Below are 12,982 nucleotides of genomic sequence, written 5' to 3' on the forward strand. Positions count from 1 at the left end.
CTCACTTAGAACTTCGACAGATCGAGCTTGAGCAGTGTGCCAAGGCTGCGCACCACGTCATAGTCTTTGTCGCTGATCGGGCCGAAACCATCGGCTTTGAAAGGTTTCAGGACTTCCGGATCTTTGAGATTCAAGAAGGCTGCACGGATCTTTTCCTTCAGTTCCGGCTTCAGATTGCTGCGCATGGTCCACGGGTATTGCGGATATGGCTTCGATTCGGCAAGAACTTTTACTTTGTTGGGATCGACCAGTCCGCGCTGAACCAGGGATTCAAAAATCGGCTTACTCAAGCCGCCAGCCTGCGCGTGACCGTTTTGCACGGCCATGGCCACCGCGTCATGCGAACCGGCAAAGTGTTCGCGATAGTTTTCGCCGGCTTTCAAACCGTTTTCCGCCAATATCGACTTCGGAATCAAATGGCTGGAGGTGGATGCCTTATCACCGTAAGCGACATTCTTGTTGACGATATCACTGATTTTGGCGATGCCGGCGCCAGTATTGGCGATCAATACGGACTGGTAGGTAGTGCTACCCTTTTGCTTCATCGCTGCGAATGGCTCGATGTCGCTCTTTTGCTTAGCCAGCACATACGACAAGGGGCCAAAATATGCCATGTCGATACGGCCGTGACGCATGGCTTCGATCATTGACGAGTAATCAGTGGTAACCACCAGCTCAATTTTCTTTCCCAGCTCTTTTTCCAGATAGATTTCGAGCGGCTTGTTGTTTTTAATTACGGTCGATGCGTTTTCGTCCGGCAGCAGCGCAACTTTGAGCGTTTCTGGATCGGGATTGGATGATGCATGGCCAATGCTGCAGACGGCGGCAAGCAAGACAGACAATAATGCGGATGCGAGTTTTTTCATAATCAATCCTTTACGGTAGCAAGTTGCATGGGAAATGAAGTATCGATAAGCCGTTCCTCTCGAGCGTCTTGTGGAACGCTCAAAGAAGAACGGGGTACTTGTTCATACAGCGTGTCGTAACTGGCTTGATCCAAAGTCTGCGGGGCGGCATCAAAAATGACTCGGCCATGGGACAGGCCAATAATACGGTCGGCATAACGTTGAGCGAGGTCTACCTGATGCAGGCTGACGACCGCCGAAATCCCGTCCTCTTTACAAATGCGGTGCAGCAGACTTAGCACTCGCTCTGCAGTAGCAGGATCGAGGCTGGCTACCGGTTCATCAGCCAACACCAGTTTAGGTTGCTGAGCCAGAGCCCGGGCAATACCGATGCGTTGCTGCTGGCCGCCGCTCAATGCGTCGACACGGCTTAAGGCTTTGTGCAATAAGCCGACTCGGTCCAGACTTTGCAGGCATATGGATTGATCCTTCGCCGGGAGGGGGAATAGACTGCGTAATGCCGTGTGGTAGCCCATTCGGCCCATCGAAACGTTTTGCAAAGCCGTCAGTCGGCCAATCAATTGATGCTGTTGAAACACCATGCCAGTCTGTCGGCGATGCATGCGCAATGCACGCGAGTTCGCCAAATTTCCTAAGCCGGCGACAATGGTGGTGCCGCGCTGCGACGCATGCAGCGAATTAATACAGCGAAGTAGCGTGGATTTTCCAGCGCCGGAAGATCCGAGCAATACGGTGAACTGTCCCTGATGGAGTTTGAGAGTGGTGGGATACAGTGCAATCGCATCACCATAACTGACTGAGACATTCTGTAGTTCGATCATGACACCTCCGGTAGATTTGAAATCGTAATCAAAAATGATGACCTGATTACGAATCTGAATTGCAGCGATGGTAATGTCGTGATATGACACCCTGATGACTCGTTGATGTCATTTTTGAGACATGGTCGCGGGTGCCTGTGAGGGAAATAAGTTGTGCTATCTATGCCAAATATAGACGCCTGCTATCGGTCGATAGCCGCCGATCCAAGCGCGCAGCACGAGGGGCAGCTCTCAGCCTCAAACTGCCGCTCGGGTTCTCACATCAGTTGGTCGCTCTTGGCCGGCAGCAGCCCGTCGTTGCCTGATGGATCCAACCCCTCCGCTGCTATAGTGCAGTCGGCTTCTGACGTTCAGTGCAGCCGTCTTCTGAAAACGACAGCGCGGCCGACAAGCGGCAGCTTGCTCAAGCACAGCGACAATCCACAATCCCTTTCCAATATTCAAAGTCCAGCTATACTGAATTTTCGTGATTTATTGGACAAGTCGCCATGCTGATCGGCTACGCCCGTGTATCGACCGACGACCAGAACTTGGACTTGCAGCGCGATGCGTTGCAGGCGGTCGGTTGCGAGCGTGTCTTCGAGGACATGGTGAGCGGAGCCAGAGCGGACCGCACCGGGCTGGTTACCTTAATGAGCATGCTACGCGCCGGCGACACCGTAGTCATCTGGCGGTTGGATCGGCTGGGCCGGTCGCTCAAGAACCTGATCGAGCTGGTCGAGCGGCTCGAATCAGCCAAGGTCGGGCTGCGCAGCCTGCAAGAAAACATCGACACCACGTCGAGCGGCGGCAAGCTGGTCTTTCACCTGTTCGGCGCACTGGCCGAGTTCGAGCGCAACCTGATCCGCGAACGGACGCAGGCCGGACTGGTCGCGGCGCGCGCGCGCGGCCGCATGGGCGGTCGGCCGAGGCGCCTTGATCCTGTCAAGCTCGCGCTCGCCGTGAAATTGCACCGGGAGCGCAACCACACTGTTGAGGAAATCTGCAAGATGATGGGGATTTCCAAATCCACGCTCTACAACTACCTAGACAAGGCTGAGAGCGATGGCTGCCGGGTGGCGTAAGCAGATCCCGGCCGAATCGCTGCTGCAATTGCGGCAGCGGCTCGACCGTCTGCCTCACAAAAGTCCGGAGCGTGCCGCCCAAGTGCGCGCCATGTCCGAGCTGTACGGCATGTCCACCACGTCGGTGTATCGCGCCCTGAAGGACTTTCTGAAGCCGCGCGTAGTCCACCGCACCGATCACGGCAAGCCGCGCGTCCTGCCGAAATCGGAACTGGAGCGCTACTGCGAGCTGGTCGCTGCCCTCAAGCTACGCACGACCAACAAGCAGGGCCGCCACCTGTCCACGAAGCGCTCCATCGAGCTGCTGGAGGAATATGGCGTCGAGACGGTACAGGGACTTGTGCGCGCACCGCAAGGGGTGCTGACGCGCAGCACGGTCAACCAGTACCTCACACTTTGGCACCTCGACCAGCCGCGCCTGCGCCGGCAGCCGCCAGCCGTGCGCTTCCAGGCCGAGCACAGCAACGACTGCTGGCAGTTCGACATGTCGCCGTCCGACCTCAAACGGATCGACAAGCCGGACTGGATCGAACCGGGAAAGGGCGAGCCGACGCTGATGCTGTACAGCGTCGTGGACGATCGTAGCGGTGTGGCCTATCAGGAGTACCGCTGCGTCTATGGCGAAGATGCCGAATCGGCGCTGCGCTTCCTGTTCAACGCGATGGCAGCGAAGGCGGACCCCGAATATCCGTTCCAGGGGCGGCCGTTGATGATCTACCTGGACAACGGCCCTGTCGCCAAGAGTCGCGTATTCCAGAATGTGATGCACGCGCTTGGTATCGAGTGGATGACACACATCCCGGCCGGCAAAGACGGCGAGCGGGTTACAGCGCGCTCCAAGGGAAAGGTCGAGCGGCCGTTTCGCACAGTGAAGGAAGCCCACGAGACGCTGTACCACTTCCACAAGCCGGAGACCGAGCAACAGGCCAACGAATGGCTGTTGCGCTATCTGATGCGTTACATTCGCCAGGATCATCGCTCCGAGCAGCATTCGCGCATCGAGGACTGGCTTGCCAATTTCCCGAGCGGCGGCATCCGGCAGATGTGCGCCTGGGAGCAGTACTGTCGCTTTGCCCGCGAGCCGGAGCGGCGCCGCGTTGGCGTGGACGCGCGCGTGTCGGTGGAGGGTACCAGCTACGAAGTCGAGCTGGACATGGCCGGTGAATATGTGTTGCTGCTGTGGGGGCTGTTCGACAACGAACTGTACGTGGAGTACGAAAGCGTGCGCACCGGCCCGTACTACCCGGTCGCCGGGCCGATTCCATTGAACCGCTATCGCGCCTTCAAGCGCGGCGCGGCCGACGCGCGCGCCGACCGTATACGCACCCTGGCCGACCAGCTCAAGCTGCCCATCGAGGCGCTGGCCGGCAAGGACCTGCACTTGGCCCCGCTGAATCTACCAGGCGAATTACCAATCCAGCCCTTCGACGCCGAGGCGCACGAATTCCATTTTGCAAACGTCATCGCCGCCAAGCTGGCGATAGCGGGCGAGCTGGCCAAGCCGCTGGCCAAGCTGTCGCCAGCAGATCGCGCCGTCATCGACCAGGTACTGAGCGAGACGCTGACGCGCAGCGTGGTGCTTGCGCGCATACGAGATTATTTCCGAAACAAGAAGACTGGAGAGGACCATGCGAGTTGAAGTGATGCAGTACTACGGGCTGACGCAACCACTGAGCCAGGCCGGCTACTACGAAACTGACCACCACAAGCAGCTGATCAAGGACATCAAAGGGGCCACCCTTGAGGGGCGGCTGATCGCCTTGTGCGGTGTTGTCGGCAGCGGCAAAACAGTCACGTTGCGCCGCCTTCAGCAGATTTTGAAAGACGAGAACCGCGTTGCCGTCGCTAAGTCGCTGTCCGTGGAAAAGCACAGCATCAAGTTGGCCACCTTGATCTCCACGCTCTTCTACGACCTTACGCAGGACAAACAGGTGCAAATTCCCAAGCAGAGCGAAAAGCGCGAGCGCGAATTGCAGGAAATCGTCAAAAAGGGGAAGCGGCCGGTGGCACTGTTCGTCGACGAGGCGCACGACTTGAACGGACACACCCTCATCGGCCTCAAACGTCTGATGGAAGTGGTCGAGGACGCAGGCGGCCGGTTGTCGGTGATCCTGGCCGGCCATCCGAAGCTGCGCAACGACCTGCGCCGCCCGACCATGGAAGAAATCGGCTACCGGACCGATATCTTCACGCTCGATGGCGTCGCCGGCAGCCAGCGCGAGTACATCCTGTGGCTGCTTGGCGCCAGCGCGGCTCCGAACACTGATCCAGAATCGATCCTGAACAGCGAGGCAATCGATATCCTGTCCACCAAGCTGCGCACGCCGCTGCAAGTCCAACTGCACCTGACCTTGTCGCTGGAAGCGGGCTACCAGACCGGCGAGAAGCCTGTCACGGCCGCGCTGGTGGAAACTGTGCTGTCGCGCCAGCTTGACGATCTGGAGCCGACCCTGACCCGCCACGGGTACAGACTGAAGGATATGGTCGAACAGTTCGACGCCAAGCCAGCGGAAATCCGCGCGCTGTTCAACAACAAACTGGAACCGGCGCGCACAGCGGAGCTGCGCGACCGGATGCTTGCCGCTGGCCTGCCCATCTAATTCTGCTCATGAAATTCAAACAATTTACAGTCGCATCCTGCTTTTCGTCCTTCATGCTGCCGCACGTCCTCTTCGTTGAAGAACAGGAGGCGCGAAAGAAGGCTGCCATGAGCTGCTGTCTTGCCTGGAATATCAGTCTGTTTCCTGAAGCTGAGCAGGAGGACCACATCGAGCGAATTTGGAAAATGGTCGAGGCCGACAATCGGGACGCACCACCTCCGGGATTGGAACAGGGATTCAAGCAGGACCTGCGCATGCTGGTGGCACAGAAACAGGAGCTGTTTCCGTGGACGCATACGAACATCCCGACGGCAGACTTGATCGGAGCGGGCGTCCACGATGTATTGAGGATCGCCACCGGCACCGGCACGACCGAGGAAATCGAAATCCTTGCCTGGCCGAATCCAACCGGATTGCCGCTCATCATCGAGCATCTGCGGCGCATCCAGAGCGACACGGCCGCCCAGGTTGGCCTACAGGAGCAGGCCCGCAGTACCCCCGGAGCATTTACCGACATCGAGGCAACCCAAATGACGATCGCGTATTGCGTCCAGCGGGCCGATCTGGTCGGCTACCAGCGCATCCTGACGGTTTGGCGCGACACCCAGCCGGCATCGAGCGTCAAGCGGGTCATAGGTCATTGGCTGGGCGTGCTGGCTGAAATCGAGGCCGATACCAAGGCCGTGTTGAACATCCTGGTCAGTTGCAGATAATTCTGGTTCGCGGCGATGGAATGCTGGTTGGCGCGGATAAATGCAGGTTCATTTACAGCTAATGCTGGTTTGAAGGGGGCATCAGCTGCAGTTATTCCTGGCCGAGAATCGGCTGGAATGCTGGTCGGGCCTGTTTCAAATGCAGGTCGCTACACCTAGCGTCCCAATTTGCAAGTTTTAATGCTCCAATATCCTCTCGCATAACCTCGTTGCCACTCGCTTCAAGCCACCGTTCCAACGGGACTGCCAACTGCTTGGCTGCTTCTTGAAGATTGTCGTAGTTCATTAATTTCCCCCTCACGAGGCTTGATTGTGCGACATTGCCCAATACCGCGCATTTATCAACTGTCATCCGGCGAGCATACAAGCTGCCTATGCTGCGATGCGTTCAATTTTTGGGCGCTTGACCTTGCCGGCCTGGTATAAGTCGAATTGCAGCTGCATTCCTGCCCACAATTCAGGGCTGGTACCGAAGGCAGAACCAAGGCGGTACGCCATGTCAGGCGAAATACCGGCCGCGCCCGTAACGACACGTTGAAGCGTGACCCGGCCAACGCCAAGACGAGTGGCGGCCTCAGTCACGGTGACATCCCCCAGATATTCTCTCAACACCTCTCCGGGGTGAGGCGGGTTATGCATGCGAGTCATATAAAAACCTCCGTAAAATTCAGTGATAGTCGAGATAATCCACAAGGATCGCGTCCGCACCCTCAAAAGCGAAAATCAATCGCCAGTTTCCATTGACCGTAATTGCCCAATGTCCCTTTAGATCACCTTTCAAAGGATGCAGTCCCCACGATGGGGCTGATAAATCTTCCGGCTGTACAGCTTGATCCAGTGCTGCCAGTTGAAGCCGCAATTTGGCCGCGTGTGCGGCCTGGATTCCAGCTTTGCTACCCGTTTCAAAGAAGCGGTGCAGCCCTTTGTGTCGAAAGCTTTTAATCATGAGGTGGATTGTATCGTGTATCGCTACACAATGCAACGAATAGGCGAGGATTATGAGTTTTTTCTTATCTTGCGGTAATGCCACGCAGTTTCATGCAAGCGGCACACATCCACATTTTTCTACCATTGCGGTTCAGGTAGGAGCCCACCTGCGCGTCTCCATATCCTTGATGATACCCACAGAATAACTTGCCGGTAACCAGTGCCACATTGGATGTCAGTCGCGATTTGTCATTTGCGCTTGTCGTTTCAGATGAATTCATAGTGGTAGATGGCTCAGTGATGCATGCTGGTCAACAGATGCAAAACGGATTTTGCATTCGAATCAATTTCTTCCAAGACACCCAGCCAGTGGCCAATAACACGTTTAACACTCGGTCCAGGTTGTGCATCCCGCCATACGGATAGTATCCGGCGGTATCCAATCATATCGGCTCGCTGCACGCAATAAGAAGTGGCCAACTGGGTCTTCTCAACATCGCTGAGGGCCGTAGAAATGCCCGTAGCTCGTTGCAACAATATAATTTGTTCGGCTGTATTTTCTTGAACATCCCGTAGATGATCGATAATCAAAGGAAGCCCCAACGGATCCGGATGGGTAATGACCTTGATCTCTTCCTCGTCGCTATTTCCGGTCTTTACTTGCAAGATGTCGTACTTATCGCAGGCCACCAGGCGTACCGATGGAATATTGATCTTGGTCCAAGGAAATAAATCATTCTTTTGTACCACGAGCATGCGAAGCTCATCTTTAAACTCACGCTCTAGCCCTGGAAAAGCCTGTTCTGGTGTGTCGGCATCTCCGATCTCCCAGACGCGGCTAATGTGATTTTCACGCTCCTCCGGGTCGGGGAACAAGCTGATATTCCAGGCGAGACAGCACACCATCGCCGTTTTGTTTCTCGTTTCCAAATCATTAATAAAAAGGAGATGAGGAAGTACAAAGGTGGAAAAACAAGATGCTACCGAAAACTGTTTTATTTTCATATCCATACACTCGTTTCTAAACGACTTCCCAGGGCCGATGTCGTTATCTGGGAGTTCTTGCACATCGAGGCCGGCGCTGCCCTAACCAATGAGACATGTCCGTCGCATGTTCCTTTGCGGTAGAAAACAGCATTATTATGACCGTTTCCGGATAGCATCCACAGTAGCTGCTGTGCTATTAGGCAGAATGCGTTGCGCATAATCCGCCAGCGGGAATTCGAACGTGCCTCGCAGGTTGATGCCTTCCAGATTGGTAGGCGCAATGCGACGCAGGTCTTCCGGGGGCAGGCTTTCCCCACCGACGGCCTCTATTCGCTCGACCGCGTGTTGCATGTGCTGGGTATTCCACGCCATCAGGGCGTTCGTTAAGAGCGACAGGCTCGATGACACGGCGGCCAGCGATTCCGGCCGCTTGGCCAGTTCGGTCGGTATCTTGCCAGTATGGACGGCGCGCTGCACAGCATGGACAGCCTCACCACGGTTCAAGGCGTGCCGTAGTTCGCGTCGGAACACAGGGTTGGTGAAATAGTCGATCAGGAAAATTGACCGCAGCAGTCGCCCCAGCTGCACGCCACCATCGTAGACATCCTGGCCGCGAGCGGCGGAACCGAAGCGTTGTAAGGCCTGCACAGCCGTGCAACGACCGCTTTGGATGGACGCAACCACGCGCACGAATTCGTCGTAAATCGCCTCAATCGCGTCGAGGTCCACATCGCCGGCGACCACGGGGAGGACTTCGCCCGGTACCTCGTGGCCGACCGGCACATGCAGATAGCGGTCACGCATATGTTGCAGGACCGGACACAAGTCAAACTTCAAGCCCTTGGCCACGGCAATGCCGAAATCGGTATAGCCGTGGGTGTCGACAGCGAGCTGAGCGACGTCGTCGGTTCCTGCCTGCCGTACCACGCCTTCGATGGCGGCGCCGACCTGGCGCTCTTTGAGCAGAATCGGCATGTCGTAAAAGATGCCCCAGTGGTCCCGCACATGGGTGTAAATACCGATTGAGGCGGTGCGGCGGCGCGGATCGGCGCGCGCCTGCCAGACGGTGCGCGTCGTCTCCAGGCTCATCATGTCGCTCGATGCCAAATCTCCGCGTCCCCAGTGTGCAGCAATCGGATGGCGGTGCATGTAGACCAGTATGGCATCCGCCGCTTCGCGTAACTTGCGCTCGTCGGCGACCAGCTTCATCATCTGACGGATCGCCGATCCCTTCAGTTCTGGGATCATGCGGGAAATGTCAGCGGCCGATAGCGACGTGCCGTGCGCCAGAACGGCAGCGTAGACCAGCAGCAGTTCGCTGCGCGAGCGTGGTTCACGACCGAGTAACAGCCAGGAAAACCGCACCTCGCTGTCGATGTCGAGGATAATTTTCGGCAGCTGCCCTACGGGCCGCTCTTCGAAAATCGCCCGGCGCAAGGCGTCCAGATGAGGCGCCTTGTCCTCGGCCTTGAGCACCTCGTTACGGATACTGCCGTCTTCGATCCGGACCTCCCCGCGCAGGTAGGCATCGCGTAGACGTTCGAGCCCCTGGTCGAGGTGATCAACGACCTTGGCCAGAAACACCTTCGGGTCCTGCGACAGTTCCAGATGGCCATAATAATGATGGCGTTTGGCTTTCCATTCGGCCTCGGAAATGAGTAGCGTCGCCCTACTGCGGAAGGAAAAGCTATGGTCGACATACACAGAACCGTTGCGTAATGCCATACGTAGCGCGGAGATCGTGGCCCACTCGAATGCGCGTAACGCCTCAATACGGTCTTGCCCATAGATGATATCTTGCCACACGCGGCCGAGCTTGAGGTTGATGCTCGGCGGCAGTTCGTTGCCGCCATTCAGACCATACAGATCGCGTAGCACGTTAATCGCGTCAATGACGGGATGCTGCGTTTCCGATTCGAACGGCAGCTTGACGAGTTTGTGCAGCATGGCGCGTGCTTGGGCGCTCTTGGTCATCAACTGCAGGCGAATCAAGCTGCGCCGGCTCGGCGCATGCTGGGTGAGCATCTGGTCGGCCAGATCGGCAATCTGAGTGAGTGCCTCGTCCGCCGGCAGAGTCTTGTCCTGTGCCAGCGCCTTGATCGCTTCAGCAAAGCTGCAGAGTTGCTTTTTGAGGTCGGGGCGGCCGCTGTCGACCTGCCGGCCAGCCTCGCTGGTCACATCGATCGCCCAGCGCCGGAACATAGCCAACAACTGGTCTGTGGCAGCGCACAATGCATAGCGCATGAAACAAGCGGCTTCCAGCCGACGCGACTGGGACTGGACGCGCTTGCTGACCGACGGTGGGCGGTTCGCGCAGCGGCGCGCGTAATGCCGCACCAGAGTCTCGTTCACGTCCGCAGGCCAAGTTGTGGTTACCTTCAGCACATAGAGCCGGTCGATCTTGTCGAACAATTCAGCCATCTGGACTGTCGAGTGCTTCAGCGGCACTGCCCAGAGCCATTGTTGCAGACTCCCGTATTCGCCCTCTGGCGCGGGGAGATGCCGGCTCCATTCATTTATAGTGGCGTTACCTACCGACTGCAGCAATGTCGTCTCCAGGAACTCCTCATGGCTGCGAATCGCATCGGCGATCACACGTTTAAGCAAACGGTCGTGCGCAATCAGGATGCGATGCTCGTACAGCCAGCATTTGACCTGCATCAGCAACGTTGAAGTGTCCGGCCGTCCGACTAACGTTTCCTTGAGCCAGCGCACCAAATAGCGGCGCTGGTGCTCGGTCATGACCCCAAAGCCGAGAGTCTGATAAGCGAGCTGTTGGTGGTCGATCAATGTGCGCGGGCGGGTGTCGTACAGAGAGCGAAGGGTGCCAATTTCCGGAGGCGCGATCCCTAGTTGGTCACCAAGATGCGTCCAAAGGGCCTTCGGGATCTGCTTATAGGCATCGAGCGTGCGGCCAGTCATACGAACGAAGCCGAGGTGTAGGGCCAGCGCCAGTCGGTATAGATCACGGCGCCGTTGGTTGATCAGCCCGCGCTCTTTGACGGAAAATGTGAAGAACGTGTTGAGTTCAAACTCGTTGAGTTCAGCCGGGATGTGGCGCAAGCCGAGGTAGGGAGCATGCCAGTGGTCCATTTTGATTCTTCGGGGAAAGAAAAATGACTTCCATCATACTCGGCGAAAATGGCAAACAGCAAGTGGCTGATTTAAAAGGAAATATTGCGATGAGTACCGCTGGAACCCGCATGAATGCTAGGAGTGGCTACCGTCGTAGAGTGCAGGGGAATCAAAGGAACCCCTTTTCCGTCTGCGCCAGGAACAGCATGTCGGAAATGGTTCTGGCCAGGCGCTGCAGTTCCTCGGCATTCGACGAAAGCGTGTCCCGATAGGCCTCATTGGTGCGCTGCTGGGTCAAGACCACATCCGTTTGCGTCAGCAAGTTGGTGATAGGCGTGCGTAGCTCATGAGCGATATCGGTCGAAAAGTTGGTGATGCGATGGAAATCTTGTTGGAGCCGTTCCAGCATGGCGTTTAGCTTGGCCGCCAAGTCGGCGATTTCCACCGGCAAAGTCTCGATGGGCATGCGTTCGCCAAAGTTATGCGAAGACACGGCTTGCACTTTGTCCGACATCGCTCGCAGCGGCGCCAGCCCGCGCCGCGCCGCCCACCAGCTGAGCAAGACCACAATCAAGGCAGATCCCGCTACATACAAAATCAAGGTTGTCTTGAAATTGCGCATGAAGTGGTCGTGGATTTCCGTGTCAACAGCAACGATGACTTCTAGCTGCTCGCCGCTTTTGTCGTCTTTCAAGTGTGCTTTGATGGCCTGAAATTGCTTATGCTCGCCCGCATCAACGGAGAATGAGTGGTTGCCCGCGATCCGTTTAGCGGCTGCCAATATGGGCCGGGTCGCATCGGCCAGGGTTGAATACATTGGCTGGCCGTTGGCCGCACTGATGTGAACGAAAAAGCCTGGATGATTGTGCAACGCTTCGCCGAAGGTACTGGTAATGGCGCCGGCGCCGCGTTCATTGACCACCATGCGGATGAGTTCAAGCTCCTTTTCCAGTAGCTGCTCATCCTGGTCGGTAAAGTGCTTGGCTACGGTGGACATGATGAGTAACCCTAGACCCACCAGCACAGTCGTGGACGCCAGGGCAAACAAGGCGGTCAAGCGGACAGTCAGCGAGCGTTGACGAATCATGTCGCGCTCTCAGCCGACTCTTTGGGCTGTTCATCGTCCAGAATGTAGCCCACGCCGCGTACCGTCAAAATCAACTTATGATCGAACCCATCATCAACCTTGGCGCGCAAGCGTCGGATGGCAACGTCGATGACGTTGGAGTCGCTATTGAAGTTGATGTCCCAGATTTGGGATGCAATAAGGGAGCGCGGCAGCACCTCTCCCCGGCGCCGCGCCAGGAATTCCAATAAGGCGAACTCCTTGCTAGTCAGCACCAGTTTGCGGCCGCCTCGGCTAGCGGTGCGCCGGGGGAGATCGAGCACCAGGTCTGCGACCGTCAGGCGATCCTGTAAAACCACATTGCTACCCCGGCGCAGCAGGGTGCGCACCCTGGCCAGCAGCTCGGAGAATGCAAACGGTTTGACGAGGTAGTCGTCGGCCCCCATTTCCAACCCCTTGACCCGGTCGGAAACGCTATCCCGGGCCGTCAAGAACAAGACAGGAACAGTCTTTTGGGCATCCCGAAGCGATTGGACGATGCGCCAGCCATCCACGTCGGGAAGCATGACGTCCAGAATGACCAGATCATAGGATTCGGTCATGGCCAAGTGATAGCCATCCAAGCCGTTTTTGGCCAAATCGACAACAAAGCCCGCCTCGGTCAGTCCTCGCTGGACGTACTCGCCTGTTTTGGGCTCATCTTCGACCACAAGAATTTTCATATTAATAACACTTAAGAAGATAGAGACATCTTACGTGCAGTTGAACAAGATGACGACATCATTACAGGAATGTAATGAGCGAGTAATCCAGCTGATCGCCAGCCCTACTTATCATCAGCGCCATATCCCCATTTCGGAGAG

Annotated in this window: 13 protein-coding genes; 4 read left to right on the forward strand and 9 right to left on the reverse strand. The window is 56.8% G+C overall.

What is annotated here, in order from left to right:
- Nucleotides 1–5: 5 nt before the first annotated feature.
- Together phnD and phnC are read right to left on the reverse strand one after the other, a co-directional pair.
- The gene (gene phnD, locus FYB76_RS19465) at nt 6–866 is read right to left on the reverse strand and encodes a phosphate/phosphite/phosphonate ABC transporter substrate-binding protein (RefSeq protein WP_088757440.1); all 861 of its coding nucleotides are present in this window, start codon (nt 864–866) and stop codon (nt 6–8) included.
- A 2-nt stretch (nt 867–868) separates the two neighbouring features.
- The gene (phnC, locus tag FYB76_RS19470; protein WP_020200553.1) at nt 869–1,687 is read right to left on the reverse strand and encodes a phosphonate ABC transporter ATP-binding protein; all 819 of its coding nucleotides are present in this window, start codon (nt 1,685–1,687) and stop codon (nt 869–871) included.
- 488 nt (nt 1,688–2,175) lie between these two features.
- On the opposite strand from phnC, the gene FYB76_RS19475 reads away from it, so the two are divergent.
- Genes FYB76_RS19475 through FYB76_RS19490 form a run of 4 tightly spaced genes read left to right on the forward strand, consistent with a single transcriptional unit; the run spans nt 2,176 to nt 6,064 of the window.
- Nucleotides 2,176–2,751, forward strand: coding sequence for a recombinase family protein (locus tag FYB76_RS19475; RefSeq protein WP_134222393.1), 576 nt, complete (start codon nt 2,176–2,178; stop codon nt 2,749–2,751).
- 4 nt (nt 2,752–2,755) lie between these two features.
- Nucleotides 2,756–4,390: a DDE-type integrase/transposase/recombinase gene (locus FYB76_RS19480; protein WP_134224091.1), complete on the forward strand. Its 1,635-nt coding sequence runs from the start codon at nt 2,756–2,758 to the stop codon at nt 4,388–4,390.
- Complete coding sequence (locus tag FYB76_RS19485; protein ID WP_134222394.1) at nt 4,380–5,351, forward strand: ExeA family protein; 972 nt, start codon at nt 4,380–4,382, stop codon at nt 5,349–5,351. The genes FYB76_RS19480 and FYB76_RS19485 overlap by 11 nt, the downstream gene beginning before the upstream one ends.
- An 8-nt stretch (nt 5,352–5,359) precedes the next feature.
- Nucleotides 5,360–6,064, forward strand: coding sequence for a hypothetical protein (locus FYB76_RS19490; RefSeq protein WP_134222395.1), 705 nt, complete (start codon nt 5,360–5,362; stop codon nt 6,062–6,064).
- Between the two features lie 91 nt (nt 6,065–6,155).
- On the opposite strand, the gene FYB76_RS19495 is transcribed toward FYB76_RS19490, so the two are convergent.
- From FYB76_RS19495 to FYB76_RS19525, 7 genes are all read right to left on the reverse strand, one after another.
- The gene (locus FYB76_RS19495) at nt 6,156–6,350 is read right to left on the reverse strand and encodes a hypothetical protein (RefSeq protein WP_134222396.1); all 195 of its coding nucleotides are present in this window, start codon (nt 6,348–6,350) and stop codon (nt 6,156–6,158) included.
- Nucleotides 6,351–6,436: 86 nt separating this feature from the next.
- Nucleotides 6,437–6,712, reverse strand: coding sequence for a HigA family addiction module antitoxin (locus FYB76_RS19500; protein WP_034302315.1), 276 nt, complete (start codon nt 6,710–6,712; stop codon nt 6,437–6,439).
- Nucleotides 6,713–6,731: 19 nt separating this feature from the next.
- Nucleotides 6,732–7,010 (reverse strand): type II toxin-antitoxin system RelE/ParE family toxin, encoded by a 279-nt coding sequence (locus FYB76_RS19505; RefSeq protein ID WP_034302356.1) that lies wholly within the window; start codon nt 7,008–7,010, stop codon nt 6,732–6,734.
- Nucleotides 7,011–7,285: 275 nt separating this feature from the next.
- On the reverse strand, nt 7,286–7,996 hold the full coding sequence (locus FYB76_RS19510; protein WP_034302359.1) for a hypothetical protein: 711 nt from the start codon (nt 7,994–7,996) through the stop codon (nt 7,286–7,288).
- Nucleotides 7,997–8,131: 135 nt separating this feature from the next.
- Nucleotides 8,132–11,071, reverse strand: coding sequence for a Tn3 family transposase (locus FYB76_RS19515; protein WP_034302318.1), 2,940 nt, complete (start codon nt 11,069–11,071; stop codon nt 8,132–8,134).
- Between the two features lie 151 nt (nt 11,072–11,222).
- Nucleotides 11,223–12,140 (reverse strand): histidine kinase dimerization/phospho-acceptor domain-containing protein, encoded by a 918-nt coding sequence (locus FYB76_RS19520; RefSeq protein WP_229297033.1) that lies wholly within the window; start codon nt 12,138–12,140, stop codon nt 11,223–11,225.
- Nucleotides 12,137–12,841 (reverse strand): heavy metal response regulator transcription factor, encoded by a 705-nt coding sequence (locus FYB76_RS19525; protein WP_077235357.1) that lies wholly within the window; start codon nt 12,839–12,841, stop codon nt 12,137–12,139. The genes FYB76_RS19520 and FYB76_RS19525 overlap by 4 nt, the downstream gene beginning before the upstream one ends.
- Nucleotides 12,842–12,982 lie beyond the last annotated feature (141 nt).

It is taken from the genome of Herbaspirillum sp. CAH-3 (assembly GCF_009668275.1).
GTDB classification, from domain to species: Bacteria; Pseudomonadota; Gammaproteobacteria; order Burkholderiales; family Burkholderiaceae_D; genus Herbaspirillum; species Herbaspirillum aquaticum.

Coding starts and splice junctions, on each gene's coding strand:
- phnC (WP_020200553.1), bottom strand. CDS start 1,687: ATGATCGAACTACAGAATGTCTCAGTCAGTTATGGTGATGCGATTGCA.
- phnD (WP_088757440.1), bottom strand. CDS start 866: ATGAAAAAACTCGCATCCGCATTATTGTCTGTCTTGCTTGCCGCCGTC.
- FYB76_RS19495 (WP_134222396.1), bottom strand. CDS start 6,350: ATGAACTACGACAATCTTCAAGAAGCAGCCAAGCAGTTGGCAGTCCCG.
- FYB76_RS19505 (WP_034302356.1), bottom strand. CDS start 7,010: ATGATTAAAAGCTTTCGACACAAAGGGCTGCACCGCTTCTTTGAAACG.
- FYB76_RS19525 (WP_077235357.1), bottom strand. CDS start 12,841: ATGAAAATTCTTGTGGTCGAAGATGAGCCCAAAACAGGCGAGTACGTC.
- FYB76_RS19490 (WP_134222395.1), top strand. CDS start 5,360: ATGAAATTCAAACAATTTACAGTCGCATCCTGCTTTTCGTCCTTCATG.
- FYB76_RS19520 (WP_229297033.1), bottom strand. CDS start 12,140: ATGATTCGTCAACGCTCGCTGACTGTCCGCTTGACCGCCTTGTTTGCC.
- FYB76_RS19485 (WP_134222394.1), top strand. CDS start 4,380: ATGCGAGTTGAAGTGATGCAGTACTACGGGCTGACGCAACCACTGAGC.
- FYB76_RS19515 (WP_034302318.1), bottom strand. CDS start 11,071: ATGGACCACTGGCATGCTCCCTACCTCGGCTTGCGCCACATCCCGGCT.
- FYB76_RS19500 (WP_034302315.1), bottom strand. CDS start 6,712: ATGACTCGCATGCATAACCCGCCTCACCCCGGAGAGGTGTTGAGAGAA.
- FYB76_RS19510 (WP_034302359.1), bottom strand. CDS start 7,996: ATGAAAATAAAACAGTTTTCGGTAGCATCTTGTTTTTCCACCTTTGTA.
- FYB76_RS19475 (WP_134222393.1), top strand. CDS start 2,176: ATGCTGATCGGCTACGCCCGTGTATCGACCGACGACCAGAACTTGGAC.